This is a genomic window from Paraglaciecola algarum (assembly GCF_021532655.1).
Classification (GTDB): domain Bacteria; phylum Pseudomonadota; class Gammaproteobacteria; order Enterobacterales; family Alteromonadaceae; genus Paraglaciecola; species Paraglaciecola algarum.
Window position 1 is genome coordinate 39,364 of record NZ_JAKGAS010000010.1, and the last position, 18,765, is coordinate 58,128.

Here is an 18,765-nt window from a genome sequence, read left to right on the forward strand (position 1 = left end):
TACATGTTTAGCTATTAGTACTAGTGATTATACGCCTTGGCTGGCTAAGTAACTCTCGTAATCGCCTTTAAAGTCCACTACACCGTCAGGTGTGATTTCAATTATGCGAGTCGCTAGCGAAGATACAAATTCTCTATCGTGGCTAACGAATATTAAGGTACCTTGATAGTTTTCTAACGCTAAGTTTAATGATTCGATAGATTCCATATCCAAGTGGTTGGTGGGTTCGTCCATCAATAAAATATTCGGTTTTTGTAACATCAATTTACCGAATAACATGCGACCTTGTTCACCACCAGATATCACTTTAGTCGATTTAGTTATGTCATTTTGAGAGAACAACAAACGGCCCAAAGTGCCGCGCATCACTTGTTCGTCGTCACCTTCTTGTGCCCACTGATACATCCAGTCCATGAGTGTCATGTTTTTTTCAAAATCATCAGCGTGATCTTGAGCGTAATAACCAATATTGGCATTGTCTGACCATTTAATGCTTCCTGCAGTTAAATCAGTGTCGCCTACTAAACATTTAAGAAGTGTGGTTTTACCCGCACCATTAGGTCCAATTACCGCAACCCGTTCACCCACTTCAATCATAAGATCTAAGTTTTTGTATAACTCTTCATCATAGGCTTTTGCTAAGCCTTCTACTTCTAGAGCTAAACGGTGGAGTTTTTTCTCTTGTTCAAAACGTATATATGGGTTTTGACGACTAGAAGGTTTGACTTCTTGAATTTCGATCTTATCGATTTGTTTAGCACGGGAAGTGGCTTGTTTAGATTTAGAAGCATTTGCGGAGAAACGGCTAACGAAAGCTTTAAGCTCTGAGATTTGGGCTTTTTTCTTAGCATTGTCAGATAACAAACGTTCGCGAGATTGGGTAGCTGCTGTCATATATTCGTCATAATTACCTGGAAATAAACGAATTTCACCATAATCGATATCTGCCATATGGGTACACACTGAATTTAAAAAGTGCCTATCGTGCGATATGATGATCATGGTGCAGTTACGTTCGTTTAAAACAGTTTCTAACCAACGTATGGTGTTGATGTCCAAGTTGTTGGTGGGTTCGTCTAGTAACATGATATCGGGATCAGCAAATAACACCTGAGCCAACAATACTCGTAATTTCCAACCTGGGGCGATTTCACTCATGGGGCCAAAATGTTGTTCGATTGGGATCCCAACGCCCATAAGCAACTCACCGGCACGAGACTCAGCCGTGTAACCATCCATTTCAGCATATTCAGATTCAAGATCGGCTACACGAATGCCGTCTTCTTCGCTCATTTCTGGATTGGCGTAGATGGCATCACGCTCTTCTTTGACTTTCCATAACTCGTTGTGACCCATTACCACAGTGTCGATCACACTATATTCTTCGTAGGCAAATTGGTCTTGTTTTAGTTTACCAATCCGTTCACCTGGATCCGTTGAAACGTTACCAGATGTGGCTTCTAAGTCCCCGCCTATTATTTTCATAAAGGTGGATTTACCACAACCATTGGCGCCAATTAGGCCGTATTTATTGCCGTTGCCAAATTTGGCAGAGACGTTTTCAAATAAAGGCTTAGCGCCAAATTGAATGGTAATATTCGCAGTAGTAAGCAAGGTGGGTCCCCAATAAAATATGCTGTAAATTGCTAATAACTAATCTTTAATTTGACTCATTATTTTTTAGCAAGAAAATTTGCGCGGGATTATGCCATAAAAGTCTATCACTCGCTAAGGTCCTTTTAGCTGTCACTGCTGGCTAATTCAAGCGAGCTAATTCAGCTTTTAGTTGTGCCAATGCTTTGCGCATCATTTTGTGACATTGTTTATCATTTAATTGCCCCTGAGTGGTTATATTTGAACTTTGGTAGACTAGGCGAACATATAACTTAGTTAAGGTAGCGAATGGTTCAGCTATTTCAACCGAGTACCTTTGATTTACTTGGTTAGCTAACTCTATAGGGCCTTGCCAATTTTTTCGACCTAATTGCTTGTTATTTAAAAGTTTAATTGCTTGTTGGTAGTATCTTTGGGTTTTATCTAACCTATTTTCTAGCCAGTGGGGAATAAAAAATAAGGTGAGTAGTAGGGTGATGATAGTTGTGATCCCTAAGCCTAATAAAGACATTCTATCTGGCGTAAGTTTACCCAAAATACTTTTAAACAATTCTTGTTGGTGCTGTTTATTAAAGCCTAAGATCCAGCGGCTCCAATTATAATCCATATCGGCCAGTAACAAACGAATATTATTCAACCAAGCCACATCTATCATACGCGCTAACGCAAAGGGTGAGTCAGATAAAAATGAGCCTTCCTCTGCCATCGCTTCTCTTAAACCCAGGTTAATTCTATCGGGGGAAACCAGTGCGGTTGGATCAATGCGTAACCAGCCGCTATTGGGCTGCCAAATCTCAACCCACGCGTGAGCGTCATATTGATAAACACTTATATAACTGGTTTGTGCATCTGTGGCTAATTCACCACCTTGATAACCAGTCACTATTCGCGCTGGAATCCCGCCTAACCTCAAGCTAAAAGCAAGTGCACTGGCGTAGTGGCTGCAGAACCCTGCTTGATTTTCGAATAAAAATTTATCGATCGGATCACTGTACATCAATGCTGGTTTTAAAGTGTAGATAAAGGAATTGGTGGTGAAATGGGCCAATACGGCTTGGATAAATTCTTGATTGTCAGCATATTGCGTTCTGAGTTCGTTTATCCACTGTCTGGTTAGAGGGTTACCATTTTTCGGTACGGATAAATTAAGCTGTTGGTCTAATTGGCTAAAAGGCTGAGTACTCAATGCCTGAGGGTAAGAGCGTACCTTGTATTGATATTGACTAACCAACTTTTGATGGCTAATTAATTGAAATTCATTACTTTGAAATATTTCTACTTGACTGGCATTGCCATTTGGCGTGGCTAAATCTAATCCAAACAACCAATTTTGATGAGTGGGCTCTGCAATCACCTGATAATCCCAATAAGTGCCAGTTAGTTTGGGTTGAAACTCTTGATTAGCCCGTAATTGTTGGTTTCTAAGTTGCTTTCGATAAGGATGGATTTTCCAAGTTTTACCATCAAAATCTTCCATAACAATCGCACGCCAGTAGCGCTCAGACGACACTGGGACAGTACCAATAAATGTGGCTCGAAATGCTAATTCACTAGATTGTGACAAACTAGCGATATCACCGGGAGTAATTTGTTCTGCTAAACCTGTTTCCATGCTCTTAGATTTAGGTGTTTGCCATAGGGGCGGCAATTGTGGCAATACCAAAAACAACAAAATACCTATGGGGGCAGCTTGTAAGCTGAGGGTAAACACTCTTTTAAATTGCGACTTTAATCGAATATTAGGGGCATGGTGGCAAGCTAAACTGAGCAACAATAATAAACACATAGCGCAATAAAATAGGCTGTAAACTATGGATTGATTGAAAATAAAACCACAACCAATCAGAAAAAACAGACTAATAATTAATTGATAAATATCTTTTTGGGTACGTACCTGCATGAGTTTTAAAGCACAGGCTAATACTAATAAATTAACCATGCCGATTAACAACCCAAGTGACATACCTGAATAAATCAGCCCTAAAGCACTTAATATGGCTAATAAATTAAGAGTACGGATTGAAGGTAAATGTTTATGAAAATTAAAATGAATAGCTCCACGTATCACTGCCGCACAAGCTACTATTAATAAAATCCAAGTTAATACTGATTCAAACAAACTAAAACTCACAAGAATGAGTTCTATGGTGATGAGTATTAAACTAGAATTTTTCGTCAAAGCTTGGCTAACTTGTTTCATATTAGGCTTTGCTCTGTGGGAATAGCGCTAAAGCGGTTAAACAAGCTTGGGTGTGAGCATGTCCTACATCTGGTGCGATACAAGTGTTGCCGAGATCTAAGCCAAACTTTTGTTGCTCACGGGATAATTCAATGACTTGAAAAGTGAGTTTGCTGATATCTAATTCAAGATTCTCATTTGATTGATTAGTTGCGAGTTTTAACCAGCCTATTTGGTTCTCTACACTAGAAAATTGTTTACTCACCATGCCCCGACCTTTCGCCACCTGTTTCCATGCTACATGGTGCAATGGTTCACCTGCTTGGTAAGCTTTTAGGTGGGAAAAATCGTCATGGCCGGTTAGTTCTGTACCAGCTTGAACGCTGCTGTCTTCCACCGAGTGAGGATGTGATGATAAGTGTATTTTGCAAGGAATAGGTTCGGGGTAAACAATAATTTGATTATTAAAGGCTAGGTGAGTCCAACATCTAAACAGCCCTAATGGAAAATAACTACTGAGTGTAATTCTGGGTAAACTTAAAGCTCCTCGATTGGTACAAGGATAGTTTAAACTAATGGGGTTGGTATAAACATTGACATCAACCTTAGTCATTGCGGTTTTAATTTGGCTTTTGTTTTGTTTGTCTAGCTTAAACTTAAAATACAATTCGCCATCTGGCATGTGTTTATTATCTACGTCAGAATTTAACCATAAAGGCAGGTGTAAATTATCTCCTACAAATACCTGAGCTGACTTCCCTTGGTGTAATTCGATTCGAGCAAAGTTGATATAACTGGCTAATAAATTCACTAAAAATAACGCTAATAAAAAGTAGCAAAGTAACAGCATTAAGTTGTTTTGGTAATTAGTGCCCAATAAAAATAGCAAGACACATAAAGCTAGAAATAACCCGCCAAACTTAGAGGGAAAAATAAAAATATTTTTATGGTTCAACTTATGTTTTTGTGCAGCGGGGATACGCTTATTCAACCAATTACTTGTTAATTTTTTGAGTAGTTTCATATACAGTAATCAAGCCGCAATTGGATCAATACTTTCTAATAACAATTGGCTTAAACTTCCGGTTAGGCTGAAATCACTAGAGGCACTGCGTAATCTGTGTTCAGCAACAGCAGGCAATATGGCTTGGATATCTTCTGGGATCAAATAGTCTCTGTTACTTAAATAGGCCCAAGCTTTGGCTGCGGCTAAAATGGCTTTTGTGGCCCTTGGAGATAGTGGGTTGGCAAATTGTTGGCTCTCTCGACTAAATGTCACTAAACGTAAAATATAATCCACTAGAGGCTCTGAGCTATGAACTTGTTGAGCTAAGGTTTGGGCTTGTTGAAATTGTTCGACGCTCATAATCGGTTGAATCTGGTGTTCCAGGGATGATATTTGGTTTTTTAACATCAATTTTTCTGCTTCTACATCCGGGTAGCCCAGTTGAATACGCATTAAAAAACGATCGAGTTGTGACTCGGGTAGTGGATAAGTACCTGATTGATGTGAAGGGTTTTGTGTACCAATTACAAAAAAAGGGGAGGGCAAGGCGCGGGTTTCTCCATCTAAACTGACTTGACCTTCTTCCATCGCTTCTAACAGGGCACTTTGGGTCTTGGGGCTAGCGCGGTTAATTTCGTCAGCTAATACCAACTGGTTAAAAATAGGACCCGGGTGAAATCTGAAATTTTGCTCTTTATTGTCAAAAATACTTATGCCTAACATATCGGCAGGCAATAAATCTGAGGTAAATTGAATGCGTGAATATTGCAAGCCAAGTACTTTAGCCAAAGTATGGGATAAGGTGGTTTTGCCCATGCCGGGTAAGTCTTCAATGAGTAAATGTCCATTCGCTAGTAAACATGTCAGAGCTAGTTTTACTTGTTGCTGTTTACCGATTAACACTTGGCAGGTTTTTTCAATCGCTTGGTTTAATTGAATTTGCATAATAAAATTTTGCTACCTTTTTTATTTAATCGCGGTTTATCCTTTATCTTCAATATATTAGCCTATCTAAATCGAAGAGTGAGTGATTTTAGTTATACCCATCACCTAAAAAATATATTGGCAAATTGTTTTAATTATTGGCTTTGTTAACAGGAATTACTGATAAGACCAAATTAATCGATGAATTGATTCAATCAATCCGTATAATCAGGTTTTATATTGTTCTTAGAAAAAGAAGTTTAATGAAAAGCATAGAAATTGATGACGACCTATACCACTTTATTGCCGCTAACACCCAACACATAGGTGAAAGTGCTTCAGATATTTTACGTCGAATGGTAATGCCTGGCTCAGTGCCGGCAAATCAATCAACTTCTAAAGCTGATACAGCTCAAGAAGTGGCAATCAGAACACCCGACCAAAGCCCTGAAGTTTCAGCTGAGTGTCACGCTCAAGCTGTACTTGAAGAATTAGATGGTCAACAGTTATTAATTATTCCTAAAATGGTAGAAAGATGGTTGTTGGTTTTATCAGTCATCTATAAACACCATACAAGTGCCTTTGCAAAAGTATTAGGCATGAGTGGCCGTAATCGCACCTATTTTGCCACTGATAAAGATACTTTGTTAGAAACAGGCAGTAGTACTAATCCTAAAAATGTACCTGGATCTGAATATTGGGTGATCACTAACAATAACACAGTGAAAAAAATCAACATGCTTAAAGAAGTCGCCCAAGTGTTAGGCTTTAATGAACAAGAAGTGACTCAGCTAATAAATATTTTTGCTCCAGAACATATTTAACATTTCAATTAACTAAGGGAACATTATGGCTCTACACCCTGAAGCGGGAAAACCAGCATCAAAATCACAATTGGTAAATGTTGCTAGATTGATTAGTGCGTATTACACCAATAAACCTAACAAAGATGAGCCCAGTCAAGGGGTTTCATTTGGTACCTCTGGACACAGAGGCAGTGCGTTTTTAAACACTTTTACTGATACCCACATTGCAGCTATTTGCCAAGCCTTAGCTGAATATCGCCAGCAGCAAAATATTACTGGACCTTTATTTATGGGCATGGATACTCATGCTTTGTCTGAAGCAGCATTTTCAACTGCGGTTGAAGTATTGGTGGCTAACGGTGTGTCATTAGTCGTGCAAGAAAATCGCGGATATACGCCTACTCCGGTTATCTCTCATGCCATTTTAGATCACAATGAAAGTTCAGATGTTTTAGGTGATGGCGTGGTGATTACACCGTCCCATAACCCCCCAGAAGATGGTGGCTTTAAGTATAATCCTCCGCACGGTGGTCCAGCTGACAGTGATGTTACCAACCAAATACAACAACGAGCCAATCAAATCATTGCTAATGAAATGACTGAGGTAAAACGTGTTGATTTAGTTCAGGCGTTTAATTCTGATTTAGTTAGCGAAGTGGATTTTGCTGAAAACTATATTGCTCAACTCGATCAAGTCATAGATATGCAAGCCATTGCCAAGGCTGGTTTAGTGCTAGGTACAGACCCCCTTGGTGGTGCTGGTTTAGGTTACTGGGATCGTATTGCCAAACATTACGGTATTAAAATTGATGTAGTGAATCGTGATGTTGACCAGCAGTTTGGTTTTATGCGCCGCGATAAAGATGGAAAAATTCGTATGGATTGTTCATCTCCTTATGCTATGGCTGGTTTGATTGACTTGCGTGACAAATTTGATTTAGCTTTTGGAAATGATCCTGATTTTGATCGTCATGGCATAGTGACTAAGAAAGCTGGGCTGATGAATCCTAATCATTATTTAGCCGTCGCTATTAATTATTTATTCCAACACCGAACTGATTGGCCAGAAGGTATTAAAGTAGGTAAAACTTTAGTGTCTAGCAGCATGATTGATAGAGTGGTGAATAGCTTAGGCCGCGAGTTAGCAGAAATGCCAGTTGGCTTTAAATGGTTTGTGGATGGTCTGCTTAAGCAAGAAATTGGATTTGCCGGAGAAGAAAGTGCTGGTGGCATTTTCTTGCGTCGTAATGGTAAACCTTGGGCTACGGATAAAGACGGTATTATTTTGTGTTTATTAGCCGCTGAAATTATTGCCGTAACGGGTAAAGATCCAGGTGAGCATTATGCAGAGTTAACTCAGAAGTTCTCCGCTCCGGTCTACACTCGAATTGACATAGCAACCAATCATGCACAAAAACAAGTGCTGAGCAAAATGGATAAAAGTGTCATCACCTCTACCGAGCTGGCGGGTGAAAAAATTATTAATATTCAAACTCATGCACCAGGTAATAATGCGGCTATTGGTGGGGTTAAGGTGAGTACTGAAAATGGTTGGTTTGCTGCTCGACCTTCTGGAACTGAAGATGTGTATAAAATATATGCCGAAAGTTTCAATGGTCAAGAGCATTTACAACAATTAATTACCGAAGCCCAAGCTTTGGTAGATGGTGTGTTTAAATCTGCAAATGTTTAAACTTAAGGTTTAAACTGTTACTTTTGTGTTAACAGAGGGCGATTCTTTGATAGGAGTCACCCTTTTTTTATTTTGAATTGGTGTAATACCAATTTATCTTAATATGTGATCACTCAGAATGCATCCAGCGGGTTTTGATTAAGACGTCGCTGTGCAGTAATGGTGTTCCCTTTCAAATAGCGAGAACGCAAAGCAAAATCCGCTGGCGCATTCCTTTCAGGCGAGTTTTAATAGGGTTTACTCTGTGTTGCATGATCTCGAAATAGAACCACTATTCCTTCAATCATGCGCCTTGATTAAACCCTTTTAAACTCTCGCTGAGTGACTACATATTAAGATGAATTGGTATGAATTAACCAAGTTTTAACAAACAGCAGCCAAAAAAGCTGTTACTAATAGCGCATAGAGTGAATTTTAAGCGTTTCTATTCTGTTGATATTAACTTTGATATTAATCAGCTAGATAACCTTGATAGTTAATTAGAGGAAATTATGAATATTAAAACTAAAAAGCTCCAAGTCTCTACATCAGCATCAGCAGCAGACAAAAACATAATTAAAGAAGCCATAGTTCGCCATATGCATTGCTCATTAGGCACAGATGAAAACAAAGCCAATAATCATGCTTGGTATAAAGCTACTTGTGCGTCAGTGCAAGAACATGTACTTGAACAGTTACGTAAAACTCAGAAATCCCATTATTTCAATGATACCCGGGCGGTGCATTATTTTTCTGCCGAGTTTTTAATGGGCCGCTTAATGTCGAATAACCTGCATAACTTAGGCTTATTCGAAAAAACCAAACAAGCCTTACTTGAGTTAGGGGTGAACTTAACCGACATCATGGAAGAAGAGCCTGATATGGCCTTAGGCAATGGCGGCTTAGGGCGTTTGGCAGCTTGTTTTATTGATTCTCTTGCTACCTTAGATTTCCCCGCGGTGGGTTATGGTTTGCATTACGAACATGGGCTCTTTCGCCAAGATATTAAAAATGGGGCACAAATCGAGCGCCCTGATAGTTGGCGTGATTACGGTAACCCCTGGGAAATATGCCGTCCCGAATCCATTCAAGAAATTTCATTGTATGGATATGTAGAAACTAAATATAAAGATAATGGCCAAGTACAAAAAGAATGGCACCCAGGCATGATTGTCAAAGGCTTACCTTGGGATATTCCAGTGGTAGGTTATGGTGGTAAAACGGTTAACGTTTTACGTTTATGGCAAAGCCAAGCATCGAATTATTTTAATTGGGATGTGTTTAACGCAGGTGGATATGTTGACGCACAAAAAGAAAATGTGCAGGCAGAAACCATTTCAAAAGTCTTGTATCCCAATGATGAAACTGAAGCAGGAAAACAGTTACGTTTAATTCAGCAGTACTTTTTTAGTGCCTGTTCTTTGAAGGATATTATTCGTCGATACAAACGGGCCAATGGTGATGACTGGAAGTACTTTTCAGAGCAAGTGGTTATTCAATTAAACGATACCCACCCCGCAATCGCAATTCCTGAGTTGATGCGGATTTTAATTGATAGAGCTGAACTAGATTGGGATACTGCTTGGGATATCTCGAGTAAAACATTCGCTTATACTAATCATACTCTGTTACCTGAAGCATTAGAGAAATGGCCTGCTCGTATGTTAGAAAAAATATTACCTCGCCATTTAGAGATTATTTATGAAATAAATCACAGGTTTATGGAAAAGGTAGAGGCTATTTGGCCTGGTGATAACCAGATTAAGCAAAAGTTATCCATTATCGAAGAAGGCCATGAAAAAATGGTGCGTATGGGTAACTTATCTGTCATAGGGGCGTTTGCAGTCAATGGTGTGGCTGAGATCCATTCGGCATTGGTGAAGAAAAACTTGTTTCCTGAGTTTGATCAAATGTGGCCTGAAAAATTAACCAATGTCACCAATGGCATAACCCCAAGGCGTTGGTTAAAGGCTTGTAACCCTAGGTTATCAGCATTAATTAGTGAAAAAATAGGGGATGATTGGCCACTACATTTAGAAAATTTAGCCACGCTAGACAAATATGCTGACAACGCTAAATTTCAAAAACAGTTCATGAAAATAAAACATGAAAATAAAGTAGATTTAGCCAAAGATGTGCTGGCTTTAACCGGTATTACTATTAATCCAAAGGCTATATTTGATGTGCAAATTAAACGTTTACATGAATATAAACGTCAACATCTAAACCTACTGCATATCATGGCTTTATATCGTCGATTATTAGAAAACCCTAATTACGAAATGCAACCAAGGGTGTTTTTGTTTGGTGCCAAAGCCGCGCCCGGGTATAAATTAGCCAAAGATATTATTTACGCCATTAATCAAGTGGCAATGCGAGTGAATAATGACCATCGCCTTAAAGACAAAATTAAAGTGGTATTCCTACCTAATTACCGCGTGAGTTTAGCCGAGAAGATGATCCCTGCGGCTGATATTTCAGAGCAAATATCCACAGCCGGAAAAGAAGCTTCTGGGACAGGAAATATGAAGCTGTCATTAAATGGTGCTTTAACTGTTGGTACCTTAGATGGCGCAAATATTGAGATAGCAGAGGAAGTAGGGGACGAAAATATCTTTATATTTGGTTTAACTGTAGATCAAGTGCAGCAATTAAATGACCAAGGATATAACCCTTACGATTATTATTATAAAAATAAAGAAATTAAGGCTGTTTTAGATTGGTTAGATACAGATTATTTCACCCCAGACAAACCCGGTGCCTTAGCTTCAATTAAACATAGCTTATTGGAAGGGGGAGATCCTTATAAAGTGTTAGCCGATTTTGAGTCATATTCACAAGCACAACTCAAAGCTGACAAAGCCTATGCTGATAAATCTCTATGGGCGAAAATGGCCATATTAAATACCGCGCGTATGGGAAAATTTACCTCAGATCGCTCAATCCAAGACTATGTGCAAAAGATTTGGAAATTAAAGCCATGTGCTGTAGAGTAAATTTATAACCTTAAAGGTGTTAAGTTCTACACCTTTTGTGTATCAGCATATTTTTATTTGCTAGGCTAAATTGTATCATTTGAAAACTCAAACATGTGTTTGAGTTTTTATTTGAGTGAAATTTGTTACATTCTTTGTTTTGACTTTAATAGGGAAATTAGTCAAGTTTATAGGTTGTAAATAGGGCTAAATTATTAAATGCAAGAATCACATCATTCTTTGACCACTATCCCAAATCGTTATGCGTTTTTGGACGAAATCGAACAGTTATTGTTGGAAGATAGTAATCAAAATTTATTCTTGATTGATGTGGTGCGTTTTTCTGATGTCAGTAGTAGTTTTGGTTATGAATTTGGTGATCGAATACTTCTCGAAATAGCTAACAGAATTATATATTTATCTGACAATGAGGCCATTTTTGGTCGTGTTAGTGGCGATATTTTTGGTTTAGTTTTATCTGGTAGTTTCCCCCCTCAAAAATTAAAACGTTTTTATACACACCTAGCGGATCACTTTAAAACGCCTATTCAATGTGATGACCATGCTTTTATGGTTGATTTTAATGTGGGGGTGGCGACTAACCCCATAGAAAATAAAAATATTAACACTTTCTTCTCGTTAGCAGAAACAGCCTTAAAACAATCCAAATCTAATAAGTTTGATAACTTCCAGTTTGTAAATAAAGTCAAAACAGATGAATCTGGTCGTTCATTAACCTTAAAAGCCGATTTGACCAGAGCCCTTACTCAACACGAATTAGAAATTTATTATCAACCCAAAGTAGAGTTGAATACTTTAAAAATTATTGGCGCTGAATGTTTATTAAGATGGAATCATCCGTTGGATGGAATGTTGTTTCCTGGTGCTTTAATCGAAGCAGCTGAGTCATACAATATGATGAATGAAGTGGGTTATTGGGTATTAGAAGCTGCCTTTAAAGGTGCTGCCAAACTCAATAAATCAGGACTAAAATTAAAAATATCGGTGAATATGTCTCCCACTCAATTATACGACCTACATTTTACTGAAGTTTTGGTGAGTATGTCTAAATTACATGGGGTTGAATTATCGCAGTTTGAGTTAGAACTTACTGAAGATGTAGCTTTATCCAATTCACTGTTGGTTAAAAAACAGTTAAGTAAAGTCCGTGAACTTGGTATTGCCATCGCTATTGACGATTTTGGTAAAGGTTATTCTAATTTGGGGTACATGCGTAATATCGAAATAGATACCATCAAAATTGATAAATCTTTCATTATGGAAATTGAGCAAAACCCCATCAACAAAGCCATAGTGGAAGCCAGTTTATTGATTGCTCAAGCAGCTAATTGTGAATTGGTTGCAGAGGGTATTGAAAACATTCAGCACTTACACATTTTACGTGAGATAGGCATAGTGCACGGACAAGGTTTTTTATTTTCTAAAGCCGTGTGTCTGCAAGATTTTATCGAATTAGCTCATCAAGACATTTCTGTGGGATCATCTCTTTCTTATATCTCCTAATACCATAAACCTCGTTATTCCCTGCTAACTAGTCATAATTCCAGTGTTCTACGATTAATTTTTACCTGATCACAGATTAATCCTTGAATTGCATTTTTCTATCCCCATTTCAGCCAGCAATTACTAATTTATATTGTTATTAGCCGGATAAGGCGGGGAAATTTATGAGTGACGATAAGCAAGCTGCTGAAGAAATAAATCAAGAGTTTGAGCAAAATCAGGCTGACCCACAATCAGCTCAGCAAGAGGGAGACCAAGTAGAGACTCAAGAAGTCGCTGAAGAGTTAACCGAAGACCAACAACGTATTGTTGAGTTAGAAGCCGCTGTGATTGCGGCTGAAACTAAACTTGCTGACCAAAAAGACTCAGTAATGCGCGCTATTGCTGATGCTGACAATTCTCGCAAACGAGCTGAAGGCGAAATTGACAAAGCACGTAAATTTGCTCTGGAAAAATTTGCCGGTGAACTCTTGCCTGTTGCTGATAATTTGGAGCGTGCTTTACAAGTAGGTAATCCAGAAGATGAAAACATCAAGCCAATTCTTGAAGGCGTAGATTTAACCCTAAAGTCTTTTGTTAGCACAATTGAAAAATTTGGTATGAAAGTGATTGATCCTCAAGGCCAACCTTTTAACCCAGAGCAACATCAAGCCATGTCTATGCAAGAAAATGCTGATTTACCACCCAATACGGTATTAGCAGTGATGCAAAAAGGATATGAGATTAATGGCCGTTTATTACGCCCCGCAATGGTGATGGTAACCCGTGGGCCAGACGGTGGCGTTGACACTCAAGCTTAATTTAGGTTTTACCTAAAGGCAAAAGTAGAAATAGCGAAAATAATTACAGTTTTGTGTAGGTTTTTTTAAACAAGATATTGAAAAGCTCAATAATAACCCCACAAAGTGTACAAGCTTTTAAGAAAAATTTTTTGGAGACAAACTAATGGGTAGAATCATTGGAATTGATTTAGGTACTACTAACTCATGTGTAGCAGTACTAGACGGCGATAAAGCCAAAGTTATTGAAAATGCAGAAGGGGATCGTACTACTCCTTCTATTATTGCTTACAGCCAAGATGGCGAAACTTTAGTGGGACAACCTGCTAAGCGTCAAGCTGTGACTAATCCTAAAAACACCTTGTTCGCTATCAAGCGTTTAATTGGTCGTCGTTGGGAAGATAAAGAAGTTCAGCGTGATATCGACATCATGCCGTTTAGTATAGTGAAAGCTGATAACGGTGATGCTTGGGTAGAAGCGAAAGGCGAAAAAATGGCGCCACCGCAAATTTCTGCTGAAGTATTGAAAAAAATGAAAAAAACTGCCGAAGACTACTTAGGCGAAGAAGTAACAGCTGCTGTTATTACAGTACCTGCGTACTTTAACGATTCACAACGTCAAGCAACTAAAGATGCGGGTCGTATTGCTGGTCTTGAAGTTAAACGTATTATCAACGAACCCACGGCTGCTGCTTTAGCATACGGTATGGACAAGAAAAAAGGCGACAGTGTTGTTGCAGTATACGATTTAGGTGGTGGTACGTTTGATATCTCTATCATCGAAATCGACGAAGCCGATGGCGAGCATACTTTTGAAGTATTAGCGACTAACGGCGACACTCATTTAGGTGGTGAAGACTTTGATAACAAAGTAATCAACTACTTAGTAGAAGAGTTTAAGAAAGATTCAGGCATGGACTTACGTAAAGATCCATTAGCTATGCAACGTCTTAAAGAAGCCGGTGAAAAAGCTAAGATTGAACTTTCTTCTGCTCAGCAGACTGAAGTTAACTTGCCTTACATCACAGCCGATGCCTCTGGTCCTAAGCACTTAACGATTAAATTAACCCGTGCCAAGTTAGAGTCACTAGTTGAAGATATGGTTAAAGCGACACTAGAGCCACTTAAACAAGCTCTAGCGGATGCTGATTTATCGGTAAGTGATATCAACGATATCATCTTAGTGGGTGGTCAAACTCGTATGCCACTTGTACAAAAACATGTAACTGAATTCTTCGGTAAAGAGCCTCGTAAAGACGTGAATCCTGACGAAGCAGTGGCTGTTGGTGCGGCCATTCAAGGTGGTGTGTTATCTGGTGACGTTAAAGATGTATTGTTACTTGATGTAACGCCATTATCACTTGGTATCGAAACTATGGGCGGCGTGATGACTGCTCTAATCGAGAAAAACACAACAGTACCGACTAAAAAGTCACAGACTTTCTCGACTGCTGAAGATAACCAAGCGGCTGTTACTATCCATGTATTACAAGGCGAACGTAAACAAGCTACGGGCAATAAATCTCTAGGTCAATTTAATCTAGAAGGTATTCGTCCAGCTCAGCGTGGCGCACCTCAAATCGAAGTGACATTTGATATTGATGCGGATGGTATCTTACATGTATCAGCTAAAGATAAAGATACAGGTAAAGAGCAGAAGATCACTATCCAAGCTTCTTCAGGTTTAAGTGAAGATGAAATCGAGCAAATGGTACAAGACGCAGAAGCAAACAAAGATGCTGATGCTAAGTTTGAAGAATTGATTCAAGCACGTAACCAAGCTGACGGCATGATCCACGGTACACGTAAACAAGTGGAAGAAGCAGGCGATGCGTTAAGTGAAGAAGATAAAACTCAAATCGAAACAGCTGTAACTGCCCTTGAAGACGCAGTGAAAGGTGATGATAAAGAAGCGATTGAAACTAAAACTCAAGAGCTAATTCAAGCATCAGCTAAGTTAATGGAAGTGGCTCAGGCTAAAGCTGCTGCAGAAGGTGCAGCAGCGGAAGGCGGCCCAGAGCCAACTGACGCAAGTGCTAAATCACAAGATGATGATGTAGTAGATGCTGAGTTTGAAGAAGTAAAAGAAGACGATAAAAAGTAATCTTACTTAACTTCTAGGTCGATAAGGTGACTTATCGGCCTAACTTGGCGCAGCAGTTCGCACTGACTGCGCCTTGTTTGTATTTAGCGCTAGGCAAATTAGTCGCTAAGAATTAGAAATTAAAGACCGCAGGATACCGAAGCAAGATGTCAAAGCGAGATTATTATGAAGTGCTGGGCGTGGACAAAAGTGCCAGCGAGCGCGATATAAAAAAGGCTTATAAACGCCTAGCGATGAAGTACCACCCTGATAGAACTCAAGGTGATAAAGCTTTAGAAGAAAAATTTAAAGAAGTGCAAGAAGCGCACGAAATGTTAACCGATTCGCAAAAGCGTGCGGCTTATGATCAATACGGTCATGCTGGTGTTGATCCTAATCGTGGCGGTGGCGGCGGTCATGGTGCTGACTTTGGTGACATTTTTGGTGACGTATTTGGTGATATATTTGGCGGTGGACGCGGAGGTGGCGGTCGTCAATCGCGCGCTCGTTCAGGCTCAGATTTACAATACAATCTTGAGTTATCACTTGAAGAAGCGGTAAAAGGTAAAACTGTAGAAATACGTGTGCCTACCTTAGCAAGTTGTGAAACCTGTGACGGTTCTGGTGCCAAGAAAGGATCGAGTGCCAAAACCTGTAACACTTGTCATGGTCAAGGCCAAGTACAAATGCGCCAAGGTTTCTTTGCTGTGCAACAAACCTGTCCTACTTGTAATGGTAAAGGTAAAATTATATCTGATCCTTGTAAGCCATGTCATGGGCAGGGCCGGGTAGAAAAAACTAAGACCTTATCTGTTAAAGTACCTCCAGGCGTTGACACAGGTGATCGTATTCGTTCTACAGGTGGTGGAGAAGCTGGTGAGAATGGTGCACCTTCTGGCGACTTGTACGTGCAAATTCACGTGCGGGAACACAGTATATTTACCCGCGAAGGTAATAACCTTTATTGTGAAGTACCCCTTAGTTTCACACGAGCTGCATTAGGCGGTGAAATTGAAGTGCCTACTCTAGAAGGTAAAGTGAAACTGAAAGTCACCCCAGAAACCCAAACAGGCAAAATGTTCCGTTTGCGTAATAAAGGTGTGAAATCGGTACGCAGTGGTAGCTTAGGCGACCTTATTTGTAAGGTAGTTATAGAAACACCGGTTAACTTAAGCAAACGCCAAAAAGAGCTATTAGATGAATTAGAGTCATCTATGGGCACAGGTAAAGATGTAGCTAAAAATCGCCCGAAAGAAAGTGGTTTTTTTGATGGTGTGAAAAAGTTCTTTGATGATTTAACTAATTAATAGTTAGTTAACTTTTAAGATACTTGAAAGAGGGTCGCTAGTTAGCGGCCTTTTTTGTGTTTGTATATGAACTACGTTACTTAATACAAATCAGTCTTAGAACTCATCTTTATACTGATTGGTATGTAGTCACTCAGCGAGAGTATAAAAGGGTATAATCAAGGCGCATGATTGGTAGCACTTTACTAAAAATCACCTCGTTCTCTTTCGAGATCATGCAACGCAAAGTAAACTCTTTTAAAACTCGCCTGAAAGGAATACCTTAGCGGATTTACAACAAGGCATAGTTACACAGATTTATTTACAGGGCTATTTAAAATCAATGCCACTTTACTGTTAATTGCGCTTGAATCGTCTTTAGATAAGGGTTGCTTAGATTGCTGTTCTTCTATCATTTTTGTTTGACTCTTCACAAAATGTTTCTGCTCATTGGTTTGGACAAAAGTCATCAGTACCTGCAAAGACTCCAACAGCCGAATAGTGACAGCAACATTACTATTTGCTTGTTGTCTAATTTGGTCGAATGCCGCTTTAGCAATATTTTTAAACGATAACACCTTGCAGACTAATCTTAATATGCCTGCCTGATCATAATGCTGCTTTTCGGGAAAAACTTTAGTGGTTAGTTCACACAATACTGAGGTGAGTTTATCGATACAGGTTATGGCAGAGTATGGGTCATTAATTCCTGGAGATAGCGCCCTTAAAGCAATTTCAACTAACTGGTGGATGGCAAATTCTGGATCTTGGACTGGCGTTCTGTATGCACCTAATACTATTTGTATGGAGGCTAAGTCAGTCACCTTGTTATCTACTAGATTATCAGAGTAAATGGTGGCTATTACTGCGTTTTGAACCACAAAATCGCCAGGACCATATAGACACTCAACTAACACATCACTGTCAGTCGCTAGGGTTATTAATGCCTTACGGTCAACTGTTTGAATATATCCACTAAAACTAGCGAGTACGTTTATCTGATGAGCTCGCTGAGTCAAACCATTTTCAATAGATTCGGCATTGCTCACCGCTTCATGTTGTTGGTTAACCGAGGGAAATAGCTGCTCAATACCACATTGTAGCTCTTGGTAAACATCATCTATCACCACATCGGCTTGAATAGACTTAGCCACATGATGTATAAAATAAATTAACACTCCCACGCTAAAACAAGTCATCAACACCGCAATAACAACCATAATTCCAGGTTTTAAAGTGTATAGCTGTTGAAAACTAATGGCGCAAAATGCGAGGATACAAAACAAAAAATTAGAAATAAACGAGCCAAGTACAACTTGGGTCCCCGAGTCCATCATAAAGTTACGCAGTAAACGCGGACCAAATTGTGATGAAGCTAAGGTTAGAGCAACTATAGTGATTGAAAATGCGATGCTGGTAACGGTAATCATCGCCCCTGCAATCGTGGCCAACAAGGATCGAATAGCGTCAATATCAAGTTGATAAATTAATGGTAAGCTATGCTTAATACTATCAATATAAACGGCATCAATGTATATCGCTAATCCTGCAAGTAAGATTGACGATAACACCATAAAGCTTGGGACAAACCAAAAGCTGGTGCGGGCTTGTTCAATTATTGGCGCATATTTGGTGATACTAAATGGCAAAACGCTTCCTTTTAAATATTTAGACTAATTCAGTGACTTTACTACTCATTTTTCACTCTTAGAGATTGAGGTTTGAATTGAATATTTTAATTGGTGGGTGAATTGGTCAATCCACTGCGGGCTAAATCAGTTAAGTTGAGCATCTTTTCACCTACGGTTATATCTCCTTGTAACCAAGTAATATCTAATTTTCCGTCAGATAAATTTGGCTGTCCTCATCCTTGAGCTAGAATAGTAGAAAATGGTGCTGCATTTGCCATAACCAAAC

At 39.2% G+C, this 18,765-nt stretch carries 12 protein-coding genes; 7 read left to right on the forward strand and 5 right to left on the reverse strand.

The annotated features are described in order from the left end of the window. Positions 1 to 27: 27 nt before the first annotated feature. The 4 genes from L0668_RS16365 to L0668_RS16380 form a co-directional block, all read right to left on the reverse strand. The gene (locus L0668_RS16365) at positions 28 to 1,614 is read right to left on the reverse strand and encodes an ABC-F family ATPase (protein WP_235313797.1); all 1,587 of its coding nucleotides are present in this window, start codon (positions 1,612 to 1,614) and stop codon (positions 28 to 30) included. Between the two features lie 142 nt (positions 1,615 to 1,756). Further along, a complete protein-coding gene (locus L0668_RS16370; protein WP_235313798.1) occupies positions 1,757 to 3,814 on the reverse strand; it encodes a transglutaminase TgpA family protein in 2,058 nt (685 codons plus the stop codon). A 1-nt stretch (position 3,815) separates the two neighbouring features. Then, positions 3,816 to 4,784: a DUF58 domain-containing protein gene (locus L0668_RS16375; RefSeq protein ID WP_235313799.1), complete on the reverse strand. Its 969-nt coding sequence runs from the start codon at positions 4,782 to 4,784 to the stop codon at positions 3,816 to 3,818. A gap of 42 nt (positions 4,785 to 4,826) precedes the next feature. Continuing rightward, positions 4,827 to 5,744, reverse strand: coding sequence for an AAA family ATPase (locus L0668_RS16380; RefSeq protein ID WP_235313800.1), 918 nt, complete (start codon positions 5,742 to 5,744; stop codon positions 4,827 to 4,829). 242 nt (positions 5,745 to 5,986) lie between these two features. Here L0668_RS16380 and seqA point away from each other — a divergent pair, with 242 nt between their 5' ends. The 7 genes from seqA to dnaJ all read left to right on the forward strand — a co-directional run bounded on the left by seqA (position 5,987) and on the right by dnaJ (position 16,869). After that, positions 5,987 to 6,547 carry a replication initiation negative regulator SeqA gene (gene seqA / locus L0668_RS16385; protein ID WP_235313801.1) on the forward strand — a complete coding sequence of 187 codons (561 nt, stop codon included), beginning with the start codon at positions 5,987 to 5,989 and terminating at the stop codon, positions 6,545 to 6,547. A gap of 25 nt (positions 6,548 to 6,572) precedes the next feature. Beyond that, entirely contained in the window at positions 6,573 to 8,222 is a 1,650-nt protein-coding gene (gene pgm / locus L0668_RS16390; protein WP_235313802.1) for a phosphoglucomutase (alpha-D-glucose-1,6-bisphosphate-dependent), read from the forward strand. Positions 8,223 to 8,713: 491 nt separating this feature from the next. Further along, positions 8,714 to 11,197, forward strand: coding sequence for a glycogen/starch/alpha-glucan phosphorylase (locus tag L0668_RS16395; protein WP_268820405.1), 2,484 nt, complete (start codon positions 8,714 to 8,716; stop codon positions 11,195 to 11,197). 198 nt (positions 11,198 to 11,395) lie between these two features. Then, the gene (locus L0668_RS16400; RefSeq protein ID WP_235313803.1) at positions 11,396 to 12,700 is read left to right on the forward strand and encodes a putative bifunctional diguanylate cyclase/phosphodiesterase; all 1,305 of its coding nucleotides are present in this window, start codon (positions 11,396 to 11,398) and stop codon (positions 12,698 to 12,700) included. A 164-nt stretch (positions 12,701 to 12,864) separates the two neighbouring features. Then, positions 12,865 to 13,500, forward strand: coding sequence for a nucleotide exchange factor GrpE (gene grpE, locus L0668_RS16405; protein WP_235313804.1), 636 nt, complete (start codon positions 12,865 to 12,867; stop codon positions 13,498 to 13,500). Positions 13,501 to 13,645: 145 nt separating this feature from the next. Further along, positions 13,646 to 15,583, forward strand: coding sequence for a molecular chaperone DnaK (gene dnaK / locus L0668_RS16410; protein ID WP_235313805.1), 1,938 nt, complete (start codon positions 13,646 to 13,648; stop codon positions 15,581 to 15,583). A 146-nt stretch (positions 15,584 to 15,729) separates the two neighbouring features. Further along, complete coding sequence (gene dnaJ / locus L0668_RS16415; protein ID WP_235313806.1) at positions 15,730 to 16,869, forward strand: molecular chaperone DnaJ; 1,140 nt, start codon at positions 15,730 to 15,732, stop codon at positions 16,867 to 16,869. Between the two features lie 287 nt (positions 16,870 to 17,156). Here dnaJ and L0668_RS16420 read toward each other — a convergent pair whose 3' ends face one another. Then, positions 17,157 to 18,497 (reverse strand): DUF2254 domain-containing protein, encoded by a 1,341-nt coding sequence (locus L0668_RS16420; RefSeq protein ID WP_235313807.1) that lies wholly within the window; start codon positions 18,495 to 18,497, stop codon positions 17,157 to 17,159. Positions 18,498 to 18,765: the final 268 nt, after the last annotated feature.